The 15990-nt window shown below is 46.2% G+C and carries 11 protein-coding genes; 6 read left to right on the plus strand and 5 right to left on the minus strand.

Translation table 11 applies throughout. The features are described from left to right. The first annotated feature begins 19 nt into the window (after positions 1 to 19). Together rapA and AC5JP1_RS11230 are read left to right on the plus strand one after the other, a co-directional pair. Positions 20 to 2908, plus strand: a complete 2889-nt coding sequence (gene rapA / locus AC5JP1_RS11225) for an RNA polymerase-associated protein RapA (RefSeq protein WP_493844169.1) — start codon at positions 20 to 22, stop codon at positions 2906 to 2908. A gap of 384 nt (positions 2909 to 3292) precedes the next feature. Beyond that, complete coding sequence (locus AC5JP1_RS11230; protein ID WP_319051593.1) at positions 3293 to 4195, plus strand: acyl-CoA thioesterase; 903 nt, start codon at positions 3293 to 3295, stop codon at positions 4193 to 4195. Positions 4196 to 4294: 99 nt separating this feature from the next. On the opposite strand, the gene mutY is transcribed toward AC5JP1_RS11230, so the two are convergent. Continuing rightward, positions 4295 to 5548, minus strand: a complete 1254-nt coding sequence (gene mutY / locus AC5JP1_RS11235) for an A/G-specific adenine glycosylase (RefSeq protein WP_493844170.1) — start codon at positions 5546 to 5548, stop codon at positions 4295 to 4297. Between the two features lie 191 nt (positions 5549 to 5739). On the opposite strand from mutY, the gene AC5JP1_RS11240 reads away from it, so the two are divergent. Both AC5JP1_RS11240 and AC5JP1_RS11245 read left to right on the plus strand, forming a co-directional pair. Next, positions 5740 to 6864, plus strand: a complete 1125-nt coding sequence (locus AC5JP1_RS11240) for a hypothetical protein (protein WP_493844171.1) — start codon at positions 5740 to 5742, stop codon at positions 6862 to 6864. 6 nt (positions 6865 to 6870) lie between these two features. Beyond that, positions 6871 to 7266 (plus strand): hypothetical protein, encoded by a 396-nt coding sequence (locus tag AC5JP1_RS11245; protein ID WP_493844172.1) that lies wholly within the window; start codon positions 6871 to 6873, stop codon positions 7264 to 7266. A gap of 21 nt (positions 7267 to 7287) precedes the next feature. On the opposite strand, the gene ylqF is transcribed toward AC5JP1_RS11245, so the two are convergent. The 3 genes from ylqF to AC5JP1_RS11260 form a co-directional block, all read right to left on the minus strand. Next, positions 7288 to 8244 carry a ribosome biogenesis GTPase YlqF gene (ylqF, locus tag AC5JP1_RS11250; protein WP_493844173.1) on the minus strand — a complete coding sequence of 319 codons (957 nt, stop codon included), beginning with the start codon at positions 8242 to 8244 and terminating at the stop codon, positions 7288 to 7290. 174 nt (positions 8245 to 8418) lie between these two features. Then, a complete protein-coding gene (locus tag AC5JP1_RS11255) occupies positions 8419 to 11742 on the minus strand; it encodes a DUF2339 domain-containing protein (protein WP_493844174.1) in 3324 nt (1107 codons plus the stop codon). Positions 11743 to 11913: 171 nt separating this feature from the next. Continuing rightward, positions 11914 to 12651, minus strand: a complete 738-nt coding sequence (locus tag AC5JP1_RS11260) for a dienelactone hydrolase family protein (RefSeq protein WP_493844175.1) — start codon at positions 12649 to 12651, stop codon at positions 11914 to 11916. 156 nt (positions 12652 to 12807) lie between these two features. On the opposite strand from AC5JP1_RS11260, the gene AC5JP1_RS11265 reads away from it, so the two are divergent. Next, on the plus strand, positions 12808 to 13413 hold the full coding sequence (locus tag AC5JP1_RS11265; protein ID WP_493844176.1) for a YcgN family cysteine cluster protein: 606 nt from the start codon (positions 12808 to 12810) through the stop codon (positions 13411 to 13413). A gap of 48 nt (positions 13414 to 13461) precedes the next feature. Here AC5JP1_RS11265 and AC5JP1_RS11270 read toward each other — a convergent pair whose 3' ends face one another. Further along, positions 13462 to 14754, minus strand: coding sequence for an Lnb N-terminal periplasmic domain-containing protein (locus AC5JP1_RS11270; RefSeq protein WP_493844177.1), 1293 nt, complete (start codon positions 14752 to 14754; stop codon positions 13462 to 13464). A 264-nt stretch (positions 14755 to 15018) separates the two neighbouring features. On the opposite strand from AC5JP1_RS11270, the gene AC5JP1_RS11275 reads away from it, so the two are divergent. Then, positions 15019 to 15918 (plus strand): CBS domain-containing protein, encoded by a 900-nt coding sequence (locus AC5JP1_RS11275; RefSeq protein WP_319051586.1) that lies wholly within the window; start codon positions 15019 to 15021, stop codon positions 15916 to 15918. The last annotated feature ends 72 nt before the right edge of the window (positions 15919 to 15990 follow it).

A 15990-nucleotide genomic window follows, 5' to 3' on the forward strand; every position in this document is an offset into this window, starting at 1 on the left:
GTACAAAAGACATCGCCCTATGACTATCTCTATTGCTTCATTGCACAGTACTGAATTCGCCGTTGGCCAACGTTATTTATCTGATACGGAATCTGAGCTTGGCTTAGGTGTGGTTATCGACGTCGATGATCGATGTGTGCATATTTTATTTCCACAAAGTGAAGAGACACGCGTCTACGCAAAAAACTCTGCGCCACTATCGCGCGTGGTGTTCAAAGTGGGCGATACCATCTATGACCAAGATGGCAGAAGCTACACCGTAAATGCTGTCGATGAAGTCATGGGTGTACTCAAGTACGGCGTTGATGAGCACGAAAAAGGCATCATGGAGACCCGTTTGGCTGCCAATATCACATTGGCTAAGCCGCTTGAGCGTCTGCTTGCTGGTCGTATCGAACGTGGTGACTGGTATGAGCTGCGCCAAGATATCTTGCGTATGCAGTCAGCACTGGCAGGTCATCCGCTAAAAGGTCTCATGGGTGCGCGCGTCGATATCATCGAACATCAGCTCTATATCGCGCACGAAGTCGGTAAGCGTATCGCGCCGCGCGTCCTATTGGCTGATGAAGTGGGGCTTGGTAAAACCATCGAAGCGGGTATGATTATCCATCAGCAGCTACTAACAGGCAAGGCTGAGCGCGTGCTCATTTTAGTGCCAGATAGCTTGCAGTATCAGTGGATGATTGAGCTGCGACGCCGATTTAACCTAAACTTTGCGCTGTTTGATTTGGTGCGTACGGCTGCTATCAAAGAACATGACCCTGAGCAAAACGTCTTTGCCACTGAGCAATGCATCATCGCAGGTATGGATCTATTGATAGACCATCCTGATCTGTATGATCAAGCGATGGATGCAGGGTTTGACCTACTGGTCGTTGATGAGGCGCATCATCTGCATTGGGATGAAGCACAGGGCGGTAATGATCAATATGATCTGGTGGCAGATTTTGCAGAAGAGACCCCAGGGGTTATGCTGCTGACCGCAACACCAGAACAGCTTGGTGCGCAAAGTCACTTTGCCCGTCTACGTCTACTTGATCCAGACCGTTTCGATGATCTAGATGAGTTCATCGATGGTCAGGCTGCTTTTGAGGAGACGGCAGCTGTGGCTGGTGTCTTGATAGAAGACAAGCCGCTAAATGAAGGTCAAATCGCTGCTCTGAGTAGTCTATTGGACATCAGTATTGATGAGCTGGCTTCGATCAACGATGACGACAAGCTACGTACGCATGCGCTCAACGAGCTACTAGATCGTCATGGTACGGGTCGTATTTTATTCCGTAATACGCGTGAGAGTGTCAAGGGATTCTATGGCCGTAGTAGCCAGCCGCATCCACTACCATTGCCTGAAGCATGGCGTGACAGCTATCAAACCAATGGTAAATTGCGTGAGCAGCTGTGGGGTGAAGAAAATCAACCAGATGGTGGCTGGTTAGAGGACGACCCGCGTGTTTCTTGGTTGATTGATATCCTACGCGGTGAGCTTAAGCAGCAAAAGGTGCTGTTGATCGCGCGTAGTGGTGCAACCGTAGAGAGCCTAGAAGCGGTATTGCGCCTACATGCCGGTATCAAAACCGCTATCTTTACTGAGCAGATGACGCTACTAGAGCGTGACCAAGCCGCCGCATTCTTTGCCGATAGTGAAGGCGCACAGATACTATTGTGCTCGGAGATTGGCTCAGAAGGTCGCAACTTCCAGTTTGCAAGCCAACTGGTACTATGGGATCTCCCTGCCAATCCAGATACGCTAGAGCAGCGTATTGGTCGCCTAGATCGTATTGGACAAACCCAGCAGATCATGCTGCATGTCCCTTACGTACAAGGTACGGCACAAGAGCGTCTGTATCACTGGTACAACGATGCGCTGAACATGTTTAGCCAAATATCGCCAACCGCACAAAGCGTACAAGAGCAGTATATTCAAGATCTTAAGCCTATGCTTGAAGGCGCTGACACCGCTGAAAACAATGTCATTTTACAAGACATTGTCGATGAAGCGCTGCAAACGCGACTGGGGCTTGAAGCGCAGTTGCAAGCGGGTCGCGATCGTCTGTTAGAGTACAACTCGTGTCGCCCGCGTGTCGCTGGTCGTATCGCTGACGCTATGCGCGATTTTGATGGCAACAATCTATTACCGCACTTCATTGAGCGTTTCTTTGCCTCTGCCAATATCGATCATAACATCCAGCGTGATGGCTCGTGGGTTATCGCGCCTATCGACAGCACAGAGATTAGTGACTATATCGACGGGTTGCCGCTTGGCGATGAAGATGGTATGACATTGACATTTGAGCGTGAGCAAGCGCTGCAGCGTGAAGATATCGACTTTATCACGCATGAGCATCCGTTGATGCGCGCCATCTATGAGCTGGCGAGCACTAGCACCTTTGGTAATACCACTGTGGCTATGCTTAAAAGCGCTGCTGTCCCGCAAGGCATGGTACTGCTAGAGGTCAACTTCCGCGTTGAAGCCATCGCACCAAAGCTGCTTAACTTGCCTGCGACATTGACCACACAAAACATCCGCGTCTTTATCAGTGAGCAAGGCAGTGACTTATCTGCTCGTATTAGTGCCGATATGATCATGCCGCATATTGAGCGTTTGGACAAAAACCGTGCCCGCCAAGTCATCAAGGTACGCAGCGATGTGATTGAGCAGCGTTACTATGAAGCTGAAGATATCGCACGCGCGCAGATCGCTGAGATTGGTGAGCAAGCCAGTAGCCGCTTTAGTCAGCAGTGGTCGCGCGAGATCAAACGTCTCAAGCATCTGCAAACTATCAATCCAAACGTACGTCCTGAAGAGATTGAGCGTCTAGAACAGCTCAAGGCCCAAGGCGAGCAAGCGCTTGGTAACTTGTCATTGGTACCGGACTCTATTCGTGTGCTGGTCGCCGTCAAGCCATAGATAGTGCAGTATTATCGTTGAAACCATCAAAAAACGAGATGTTATCAGACATCTCGTTTTTTTGGTTCATACTACTTACACACACTGATAAATCGTTATTTGTTGAGCAAAAACAGCAAAGCAACACTCGCAAGTAAGCCGACAGTAGCTAGTCAAAGCTATAGATATTGGGTAAGATGTTTACCTTTTCTATCGAAAATAAATATGTAGCGATGGCTCTGTTAGCTACCGTTGTATGTTCGTTCTACAGTATCGCTTGTGTCTGTTAGCAAGTGATCTTATGTTATTTTACATGCAAGCGCAGCAGTTATATCGCGTCGATATGGTTAGATGCTTATTTTCGAATGCTGGGTGTTGTTGATAAAAATAAGGAAACATATCGTCATGTCCAATAATTCACAACTGATCGATGAGCTGCTGGCTACCATCGCACTTATTGAAGTTACCCCTGATGTCTTTGAAGGCAAAAGCCATGACTATGTGGGCAGTCGTATATTTGGTGGACAAGTGCTTGCCCAAGCGATCATGGCAGCCGCGCATACCTTGGAGCAAGACAAGCCCTGTCATTCACTGCATGGGTACTTTTTGCGCGGCGGGGATATCAATCAACCAGTGATCTATCAAGTGCGCCGTCTGCGTGATGGTCGCAGCCTCTCTGCACGCGAAGTGACGGCTATTCAGTATAAAGAAGTACGTGGTAAGCCGCCTGTTGAGCAAGTGATATTTTCGATGATTGCCTCGTTTTCACCGATGGAGGAAGGGCTTGAGTACCAAGAGGACATGCCTGTTTATCCACCGCCAGAAGACTTGCTGACCGAGCAAGAGTTAAAAGAAGAGAACGTTGGTAAGGTACCAGAAGCGCTCAAAGCAAGATTTATGCGCCGCCGTCATGTCGAGATAAAACCCGTTAAGCCGCGTAACCCGATTAGCCCAGAACCTATGAAACCCAAACAGGCAAACTGGCTACGTATTCATAAGCTTGGGAATCAGCCAGTAGCGATTCAGCAAGCACTATTGGCATTTTCGTCGGATTTTTATTTGGTTGGCACGGGGCTGATGTCACATGGCGTGAGCTTTATGACCAGTGGGTTACAAGCCGCTAGTATCGATCACTCGATGCATTTCCATCGTGAGTTTGATTTGAATAAATGGATGCTATACGACATGTGGAGTGACACCACTTCTAATGCGAAAGGGTTGAACCATGGGCAGTTTTGGCAAGAAGGCAAACTGGTCGCAACCGTGCAGCAAGAAGGTCTAATGCGCTTGCGTGTGCCAAAGTCTTAAGATTCTTAGTTTCAGCTACCTTTACATTGCCACCATAAAAAAGCGACTCACTGTCTATAGTGAGTCGCTTTTTTTTATTTCAGTTTTTTATACCAATTTTTACTCTAAGATCTTAATCATCGCACGAGGCAGTCCTAAACTATCCTGCGCTATTTGTTCGGTGAGCCATTTAAAATCAATCTCGGCCGCTGCTAATTTCTCATTAAGCTCTAGTATTTGCGCGGCATCCACAGTGAGTTTTTGCGGGGTCAAATACCAATGAAAATGAGTCAATGAGTGCTTAATAGGAGCGTCATCAAGCAATGACTTACTGACTGATTGTGCGGCTAGCTTATTCTTCGTCAACCATTCATTGATAATTTGCTCAGCCGTGGTGAATTCGGCTTCGTATACTTTTTCATGACTACGGATGTCACTTGGTATATTAGTTGGCTTATCATCGCTCACTGGTTTTTTAGCATCAGTCTTACCAGTGGCTTTACTACTTGTCTTACCATCAACTTTTTCTACAAACTGTAATGGTAAGCTCCACAATCCACCCCAAATACCGTTGTCAGGACGTTGCAGCCATAATATTTCACCATCTGCACTTTCTATCAGCAATGCATTGCTAAATTTGCTTGGCTTGGGCTGCTTTTTTGCTTTGACGGGGTAATCAGTTTCGCGTCCCTCGGCATGTGCTAGGCAGTCGGCTTGCAATGGACATAACAGGCACGCAGGCTTGCTACGGGTACATAATGTCGCGCCCATATCCATCATGGCTTGCGCAAACAATCCTGAGTTCTCTGTAGGTGTCAGTCGCTCTGCCAATGCCCATAACTCTTTGGTTGTGGCAGATTTGGTAATGTCACCATCGATGACCGCCCAGCGCGTCAATACCCGTTTGACATTGCCATCGCAGATGACGCCATAACGGTGTAATCCCATCGCCATAATGGCGCCTGCGGTTGATGGTCCAACGCCAGAAATCGCCTCCCAACCTGCGAGTGTCTGCGGGAACTCGCCCGTTTCATCAATCACTGCAACCAACTGCTTCGCACCTTTATGCAAGTTACGTGCGCGCGCATAGTAGCCAAGCCCTGCCCAGTGCTCAGCGACCACATCCCAGTCTGCCGCAGCCAAATCTTGCACGGTCGGAAACGTCTCCATAAAACGCGCAAAGTAGGGTAATACGGTGGTGACTTGTGTTTGCTGAAGCATGACCTCGGATAACCAGACAATATAAGGATTGGGCGTATCAGTTTGGTGCTGTTGCCACGGCAAATCATGGCGACCGTTATCACTAAACCAATCGAGAAGGCGCGGGGCGAAAGAGTTTAGAGATGACTCAGGTTGAGAGAATAAAGTAGGCAAGAATAATCCTTGTCAATTAATAAAAAATATTAGACCATAAAAGGTTAACTAATTTATGGGGTGGGCTGGCTGGCTATGCAATGGTCTGTTGTTTTTAAAGAAGAGTATTAGTTAGTTATTACGTGTTCTTCACTTTCAGTTTAATAATAAGTAAAACCAATGTTTTCATTAATAGTTTAGGAGATAGTATCTTGTCAGCACAAACCTTTTTCGTTTGGGATATCCATCAAATTACTTGTACACCAAGTAAAGACAGCTCATGGGAACAAGCAACGCACGACTTTGAAGCTTTGCGCCAGCAGCCAGTGGATACTATCAGCCCAAATATCATTGAGCTGGCAGATCGTCTCGTGGACGAAGCCAGCACCTTGGATTATTCAGAAGTTTTTTATGAAACCTACGCAAATACAAATTTAGAGATGAAAGCGCATCCTAAGACCGCTTGCGTAGTCATACCCACACCTGAAGCACTGCACGGTGAAGCGTTAGATGTTATCGCCCCTTTATGTGAAGAATTAGGGCTAGTGTTTTATGACACTCGGGGTATGGTCGCCTATCCAAATGGTGCGATCTATCCGCCTAACATCGCAAGAGGTATGGCACTGCTAAAAGAAAAGCGGGCGCTGGCAAAACAGTCTGCCGACCTCTATAAGCCAGAGATAGACGTTCCCAGAGATAGAGAAGATTTCGAAAAAATACTGCACCCATTCATGCATGATTGTTTAGAACGTTATGGTTACCAGCGTAGCCAAGTAACAAGCGCTAATGTTATTGACTCTCTCAACGTTGATGGTTGTACCAAGGCCATGCCTTATGGTCATGTGCGTCTAACCGGAGGAGCGGAAGGTAAGAACGGCTATTTTAGATTAAAAATTCATGCGTATTTTGTATCACCAGCGTTTGAAGAGATTTATGACAAAGTATCGCCGCCAACTGAACTTAGACAGCAGTTTCCTTATTTAAAGCTACATTATATTAATGTATGCGATAGAAGCTTTACAGATAAGCAAAAACAGATTCCTGAATTTATCAATACTGAGTTTGCCAGTAAACTGGATGAAGCAGATAAAATAGACAGCTATAATCAACTTTTTTTGTTACTGCATGATAGGATTGCAAGAGGGCACAGCTATGGTGAGAGTGTGGATAAACACCTTATTTTAGCCAAACTTGCGGGTCGAGAGGACTTTGATGAATTGGTTACCCAGTATCGTGATCTGATAGATAACTCACCAAACGAGTATGCTAAGAATAGAATGAATGAGCGCTGGGATATGCTTTTAGAGATTTTATCTACCGTAGAGCCATTGGAGTAACCAGTTATGAATGAATATACTTTGTTTTATGTTTGGGATGCAAGTTTGGATGATGGCGATGAGTATCTGCCTATCTCTTACGATAGTGCAGGTGTATTACTACCGCAGCTGCTAGAGGTAGAAGTCAGCGCTCATAGCGAAAACATATTAAAATTCGCCACTGAGTTACAACAACTGGCTCAGGAAGGTGATTTATCATTTGAGCTTTCATTAGCATTTGGGGCAACGGTCGCTCATGCACAGCTACAGAATACATTTGCTGTCTCTCTGCCGCTGCCAGATAATAACATGCACGAAGCTGCTAGAGTAATTGCACCATTGGCAAAGAAACATGGGTTGGTATTTTATTATTTGCTAGGGTTGGTTTCTTTGCCTGACGGGAAAATTTTCACTTCTACATGATTGGTCTTACGTTTATTAAATCTACTTCCGATTCTTCCGCGTTTTGAGACGACGTAAGCGTTTTTCTTCCTCGCGGGCTTTACGCTTCTCTTCAGCAGCGATGCGCTGTTCAGCGACGACAATTTCTTCCGCTTCAATCATGGCTGGGGTTTCAAGCGTCATACGCCCAATCTTCGCGCTACGCAGCTCATTGATGAGAATCTCAGACATGCGGTACGTATCGACTTGGTTGCCCGCGCGCACACAGCCGCGATTACGACCCGCTACTTCAAAAAACTCCCAATCGGTTTTTGGCAGTTCTTCAATTTTGTAGCGAGTCTTTAGCAGTTCAGGATAGGCGTGCATGAGGTACTCAGCGGTATAGCTTGCCACATCAGCGAAATCAAACGCCGTATCACGGATACCGCCCGTTGCGGCTAGACGATAGCCAGAGTTTTCGTTTTCAACTTTTGGCCATAGCATACCAGGGGTATCGTAGAGCATAATATCATCATCAAGCTTGATGAGCTGCTGCGACTTGGTCACGGCTGGCTCGTCACCTGTCTTTGCCACGGCGCGTCCTGCTAGCGTATTGATCAGTGTTGATTTACCGACGTTCGGGATGCCCATAATCATCGCTTTGATCTGACGGCCAGTACCGACTTTGTTGGGTACGAGGTGCTTACAGATGGCGATGATGCGTTTGACGTCATCTGCTTTCTCCGTATCACAAGCAATGGCCTTGACACCATTTTGCTGCTCAAGATGGTCCATCCACGCTTGGGTCAATTCTGGATCGGCAAGATCGGCTTTATTCAGGATTTTGATGACAGGCTTTTCGCCGCGTAGTGCTGCAACCATCGGGTTTTCACTACTATGAGGGATACGCGCATCAATGACCTCGATGACCAAATCCATCTGCGGCATGATTTCTTTGATTTCGTTACGGGCTTTGTTCATATGCCCAGGGAACCACTGAATGCTTGTTCTCTTATCCATTGTCTTTCATAACCTTTTTATTCATAAAATATTGCATTAAAGACAGTGCTCGATTTTGGTAACTTTTGGCATTGTCTTTATTCATAGTCGTCAGTTTACTACAGAACCTATGTATTCACGGGACAATTTCGCCTGACCAGTTCACTTGATCCGCTCGCTTGACCAGGTACGCCACTACTCTTGATTCTTATTTTCTATTTCCTTGGTGGTTGGTGGTAAAGGCGCAAGATAACCAATCAATAGTATCAAGCTACCCGCACCAAGGAAGGAAATCACGCGCCAAATTGCCTCAGTCTGTGACAAATCTACCAAGACTAGCTTGAGCACGACGACGCCTAACAGACTAATACCCATAAACCAAAGCGCACGCTGCCAGTAGCTACTCGCCATAATGGTGGCGACCAATGCCAAGAGCGTCCATAAAATCGTCAGTCCTGTTTGCACTTGCTCACTTTGCCATGCACCGCCTTGAGTGCCAGTACCGTCCCAGAGCGGTGTACCGATAAAGGCATGCAGCGTTCTAACTAACATACTGGATATCAGCCAAAAGCTAATAAACCCTAGTACTATTAGCAAACTGCCAGCATTGAATATCTGCTTGGTTTTGGTGACTGTATCTGATTGGATAGGGTCTTTGTCTCGGTGTCGCCAGTTTATATAATAAAGACTAAAACCAACCAATAGCGTCAACCATGAGGTAATGTCGTATAGGTTGAATAATGGAAAATAAGACATGTCCCAAATTACACCGTCATAAGACCAATTGGTCATGACAATCCAGAATAAAGCAATGGGCGCAAAGATCGCAGCACATCCTCGTAGTGCCTGTTGCCAGTCAAACCAATACAGTAGCCCTTGTTGTGAAGCTTTATTGGTTGACGGATTTTTTTCGCTTTGAGTGAGATCACGATGACTGAGATCACGATGACTGAGCCATAGCCCAGTCAAAATGAGTACAGCTGAGCTCAATACTGCCATGATGCCATCAGAGTCTGGTAGGCCATAATGCGCAGCGGCAGCAATCAGTAAGATACCAGTGCCCAGCCAGCTAATAGCCGTATAGCGTGAGGCGTTGTTATTATTAGACCCTGTATCAGAGCAGATATCAGACCATGATTTTAGCCATAGCTGACCTATCATGAGCCAGCCGATTATCAAACCTACGAATACCAGCCACTCTGTTGTCGTCCATGTCAAATTGAGCTCAAACTTTTGTGGGAGTTGTACCACTAGCATGAGACAAAACAATAGTAGCAATCCACGACTAAACTGCCGGATCTCCGCCCATGGGCGATAGCGATTGATCATCCAATAGGTCGTTAGGCTAATGAGTGCAGCTAGTGCAATGACTGTGGTCTCTAACTGCCAAATATCAAACCAATGATGAAGATCAAGCATAAGCACTTGTAACACCCACGCCATGGCCGTCACTGTCAGAAATTTTATTAGTCTAGGACTGTGCCAAACAAGCTTGAATGCGCGGCTTTGATTATCAATAGAGGTTAGCAATTGCTGGGCAGCTTGGGTGCTGACACCAAGCGTACGGGCGTAACGAGTAACCGACTCTGAGGCAGTTGCCGCGTTATGCTTATTGCTGTTGCCATCAGTGTTGCTATTATTGAGCCCAGTCATGAGCATAACAGGGGAGTTGCTAACTCGTAAGATAAAGACGCTCGCCAGATAAGCAATCGCTGAGATACTAAAGGCTAAGACGGGATAGTCTTTGATAGAGAATATCGCGGTGTTCAAGAGCATGCCGATACTAACAAGCTGTAAAAGCAAACCAAATAACACGGACCATGACCGTAAGGAGCGCCTGCCAAACCAGACCAATGCCAGCCCCTGTACTGACCACCCAAAAGCAATCCACTCAGCATTCAGCGCCAGCGGTATTACCAGCGCTAAAAACCCAAAACCCAATGCCAGCATACCTTCAGTAATGAGTGCATAGCGCCCACTACGCTGGACAAACAGCCAGCCTAGTCCGAGATACACCGCTGCCAAAATTGTACTAGTAAAGGTTAGGGCATTGGGAATGTCATCGAGTAAGGCAGCAAATAAGCCAAAAGCTAGAATCGGTACTGAAAACAGCAGCCCGGTATCGATGGGGAATAGGTAGGGGTAATTACTTTTAGGTATTTTGTCCAAATGTCCTAGCGTGTTCGCATCATCTGTATGGTTAAGACTCTGGTCATTAAGCGTATTGTAAGTAATGATTTGCTGCGCATAACGAATGACGACAAATAAATAAAGCAGCCAATGTAACGCAACCAGTGTCACAAGTGACCAACGCTGCGACTCTATGACAGCGCTCAGGTTTTCACTGACACCCCAGTAGTAGGCCAAGCCAAACGTCACCGATGCACCGAATAAATTTAGGATTTTCCATGGGCGATAATGAGCAATAACGGCAACCGTGACATTTAACAATAGATAATAGCTGAATAAGGTGACTAAACTCCCCGTATCGTCACTGGTCAGAATTGGTGCAAAAAATCCACCAGACAATGCCAATAACGCTAAAGGAAAGGCATTTTGGCGTACGGCTAAAGCAATCGTAATCGCAGACAATAACCCTAGCCCGATAAAGCTCGGTACACTTGGAATGATCTGATAGACGCTATAGGCAAAAAAAGTGCTCAAATAAGCAATCGCTAAGCCTGCGCCTTGTAGCGTAATGCCATACGAGAAGCGTTTTGCCGTGAGCTTCAATCCAAGTGCTGACAGTGCTAATCCTGTGAGACCGACGGCTATCAGCTTTGTGGCAATTGAAATCTCGATATACTCACTCAATAAGCGCAGTAGCAATACCACGCCGATGAGGAGTACCAATACCCCGACACGCACAACAAGATTACCACCGAAAAACCAGTTTTTGATGGAATGAATGAGTGATGTGACGATAGGTAGTGAGCGTTCATCAGGCTCAATTGGGGCAGTTGGTGCGCTCGGCACGGGCACTTGATACGCAGTTGTTTTTGAGTAAGGATTATCTATAGGGTGATCATTAGCGACGCCCGATATGTTATTTTTGGCTGACGTTGACGTTGACGTTGACGTTGATGCCGGTACCATCGTTGGCAATGGTGGCGGTAACGTGGATGACGACGTAAATGATGATGTGGATGATAAGGTATCTGCTGTTGACTGATGTTGTGAATCAAAAGTTGTACTCTTATTAGCGTTGTTTGTCGCAACGATATTAGAGGGCTCAGTCGCGCTATTTTTAGGTGCATTGTTTTCAGTTGCGATATCTTCAGCAACAGACCTGCGCACATGAACACTGTCATCAGCCAAACCGGTAGATGAGGCAGTCATACTACTTATACTATCGTCCTTTCTGAGGTCTTTTTGCTGTGTAAGCTCAGCTTGTAGTTTCGTCACATCACGGCGTAGATGCTCGATTTTTCGAGTTGTCCTAGTGTATAACGCGACTACCACAATCAATAGAATCGTAAAAGCCAGCCAGCCGAGCTGGGTCACCAATAGATATAACATCTTCGTCACTCAAGCCAACGGATAGTAAGATGATAATGACGCGATTTGACAAGAAGTACAAGACTGGTCTGATAACGCTCCTCAAAAATAGTGGCTAAAACACACGCAAAATAAAAGGACAGCTTAAATAGTTAAACTGCCCTTCTTGATAAGTTTTATATCAAACTGCTTTTATCCCAAGTTTGCTTTCATAAACTCAATCATATTTTCCCAGCTTTGCTTAGCAGCTGCTTCGTTATAGCCAAGGTCTACTTCGTTGTTCGCAGCACGCTCATCGGCGTGTGGGTTGGTAAAGCCGTGCTTAGCGTTGTCATAGACATCGATAGTATAATCAACATCAGCAGCATCCAGCTCTGACTTTAGACTTTCGATAGCATCCATCGATACCATTGAATCATCACGGCCATGAGCGACCAGTACTTTTGCAGCAAAGTTTTTGTCTGCTGGCTGTTTTGGGGTTGGGTTACCATGGAACGTGGCAACGGCTTTTAATGGCATGCCTTCGCGCGCCATATCAAGGACAACTTTACCACCGAAGCAGTAACCGATTGCGCCTAGATTGTCACCATCAACTGATAGCTGATCGCTAAAGTCGTTCAAAATCAGACGGCAGCGTGACATGAGCATGTCTTGATCAGCCAATACTTGCTCCATCCACATGTTGGCCATGGCAGCATCGGTAGTTAGTTTGCCTTCGCCATAGACGTCCATAGCGACTGCCGCGTAGCCTGCTTCAGCCAAACGCTCTACTACTGATTTTGGATGATCGACCACGCCCCACCATTCTGGTGCGACCAAAATACCTGCTGCTGGGTTATCATCTGAAGCATTTTCTGGCAGTGCAACATAGCTGATAAGTTCGATACCGTTTTCGGTCGTACTGATTAATTCAAAAGTCTTAATTGACATATTATTGTCCTTTTTTATGTTATGAGTTTTAATTATTGTCACTGTGATGGTTCGCGTTCCTAACTCGTACTACCTTAACGCCCATGTCTAGCAAAAACAGCTATAATACTGTAACGCTCTTTATCAAAATGCTACTGCGACCTTATGACTATAAATTTGTTAAACAAAAATGATGACAAACCAGACTTGCACTCAGGTCTGGATTCAGATACAAAGCCTATGCACTCGATAAGTTTGTTTCCTGATAGCGGCGATGTCGACTCTAATGTTGGTTCTAAGTCTAAGCCACTGCGCGTGCAGTTTTGGTCGCGATTTGCATTGAACGAGCTGAATCATAGCGAATGGGAAGCCTTGTGTGATGGCTGCGGCAGTTGCTGTTTGATCAAATACATCGATGAAGATGAGGATGGCAATGTAGACGAAGAGCTGGTTGAATATACCGATGTCACGTGCCAGCTAATGGACTGTGCGACCGGATATTGTAGCCATTATGCGACGCGTCAAGACTATGTCCCAGATTGCATTCAGCTCACCATGGACAACTTGCCCAACATGATGTGGCTACCATCGCACTGTGCTTACAAGCGGTTATATAAAGGACAGAATCTGCCAAGCTGGCATTTATTATTGACTGAGGATGCAGTGGTAACACAACACGAGATGCGCGCTGCTAATGTCGGCGTTGCAGGGCGCTGTGTGTCTGAAACCAGTCTGTCTGATGAAGAGATGGAGACACGGGTGGTCAGTTGGGTTAACCCTTAGCAAAATACCACGCTACTTTTATTTCTTCATTTATTCGTAGAGTGATGCTTAGTTAGACGCCTGAGCAGTAGACTTAGCTTTTGCCTCGGCACTAGATTGAGAGTGGGCGAGTGGCGGTAGTGGAATGTCTTGACGAATTTGCTGTGAGAACGCATGGCTATTGCCAGTGGAGTGCAGATTGTCAAAACCGAGCGACTTTGGATTAATATGAGTACGCTCATACCATGTATCCATCGACCAAGGTTGATCGGGCTGTTCGGGCGCTGCATCGAGCATACCGACATCGTATAGATAGTTGGGTAACCACCCAGAGACCCAAATCCGGTAATCCCATGGCAAGCGATCGCCACTGACGATACGCGCCATATAAAAGATAATATTGGTACAGTTGCTCGTCAACGTGTTGTACCAAGCTGGCTTGTTATTTAGCTCATCAATGGCAGTCAGGTAGGACTCAAATAACGATCTGACTTCATGCTGCTGCAAGTTGCTAATGGGAAATAGATAGACCTGCTCACCGCGCGCGTTGCTACGGGTATAGATAATGTCACGCTCTTCTGCCGCAATCAGGCTCAGCTCATAACGCCTAAAAAACCCAGCAAGGGCTGAAAACGACTCACCATCTTCTTTACGAATCTCAAAGGAAAAGGCAAGTGGTCTATCGTCTTCAAAACGAAAGCTAACCAAAGTATGAGCGATGAGTGGTCCCATCCAATAAGAGTTGGTCACATCGATGCCTGAGAGTTTGGACAAATCAATCGTACGAGTATCCCAGTGCGCGGTTGCTTCTGTATCTGTACGCCAATCAAAGTTGCGGACATTGGTTAACGTAATCAAATTAGGATTGGTCGCATCGCGCTTATAAGCGACTTGCTGATCGACCTCAGCCATCCAGTCACGATCCTGCTTGGGCTCAATAGAAAAAAACCAGCCCACACCCATAAACCAAATCACGCCGTATAGTCCGACGAGCCATTTATTGGCAGTGGCTTTATTATTAGTCACTGTGTTGTCAGCTGAGGTATGGCGATACAGTATTTTTGTGACGGCACGCCAATAGCGGGTGCTCAGCAGTGCTCCTAGTAAACTTGTGATGACAATGGTGAAAAGCCAGGTCACTATAGAGCCTATCCCGTACTGGTACCAAATCGCTAGCAGTAACCATACTGCCGATAGGAGCAGAGTAATAGCAATCAAAAAAGACACGAGCCGATGTCGCCATGTGGATTTTGGCTGTTTGCTATCTACTACGCCATCGCTCACGCTACGATCCTTAGGATGGCGGCGTGAACGCGACGAGAGCAAGCGAGAAAAAAGAGAAAAAAGAGAACGTAGCGACATAGGGTTTGTTTTGCTAAATAAAGGCTTTGACCATAGCAAAGTTTATAACACGCTGACAATACAAATTGAGTGAATTTGTCGTTGAATGTCGGTGAGCCTTGCGATAAAGTGAAGCTAATTTGTGCTGGCATGTTTACGATTGAATCATCAACTAATGATAAATCAGCCATTTTATTTGCTACTTTTGTCCCCATCTAGGCGCTACTTGTTTTTATTCACGATTATTTTAATTGCCATTAACTAAAGAGGTTAAATCACACCACCATGTCTGACGACACTCCCAGCCCGAGTAGTTGGTCGATGCGCGGCTTAAAACGCTGGCTATCGACCGCCCCCGAGACCCGTGACGAATTGATTCGTCTGGTACAAGACTCGCGCCAGTTCTTAGAGCCTGATACGGTCGATATGCTAGAAGGCGTACTCGATTTACCAGCAACCCAAGTGCGCGAAATCATGACGCCACGCCCGCAAGTGATTGGTATTCACGAAAGCACCAGCCTTGCTGAAGTGATGGACATTATTCTTGAGACCACGCACTCGCGCTATCCTGTTTTTGACAGTCAAGATGATGATGCCGTTATTGGTATCTTACTGGCCAAAGATTTGATTCCTATTTTGGTTCATATGGTGCGTAACCAAGAAGACAAAATCGATAGCAAACGTCTCAAAGACCTAGTACGTCAGCCGCTCTATATTAGTGAGACTGCGCGCTCAGATACTTTGCTACGCTCTTTGCAGCGGACGCAAGTTCATATGGCGATTGTCGTCGATGAGTTTGGTAACTTTGGCGGTGTGGTGACCATGGAAGACTTGCTTGAGGAAATCGTCGGTGACATCGTGGATGAGCATGACGATTTTGATGAAGACAGCGACATCAACAACATCGTTGCAGATCCAGAAAAGCCGAACACATGGCGTGTCCAAGCGTCTACCGTCATCGAAGACTGCAATGATGAGCTTGGTAGCCGTTTCGATGATACCGATGTCGACACGATGGGCGGATTGGTCATGCAAGCACTCGGTTATGTCGGCGACCTAGAAGGCGAGAGCGTTTTGATAGATGATTGGCAGATTACCATCACTGATGTTGAAGGACGATTTATCCAAAACCTAGAGCTGACCAAGACCACTGCAGACCAGCAGATATTAATAGGTAGCCATTAGTTTATTCATATCGTTTGTTAGTCATGTCTTAGCAGCTGAGTGCTCAATGAATTTCGCTAGTAAATGTAATAA

The organism is Psychrobacter sp. H29, from assembly GCF_059073055.1.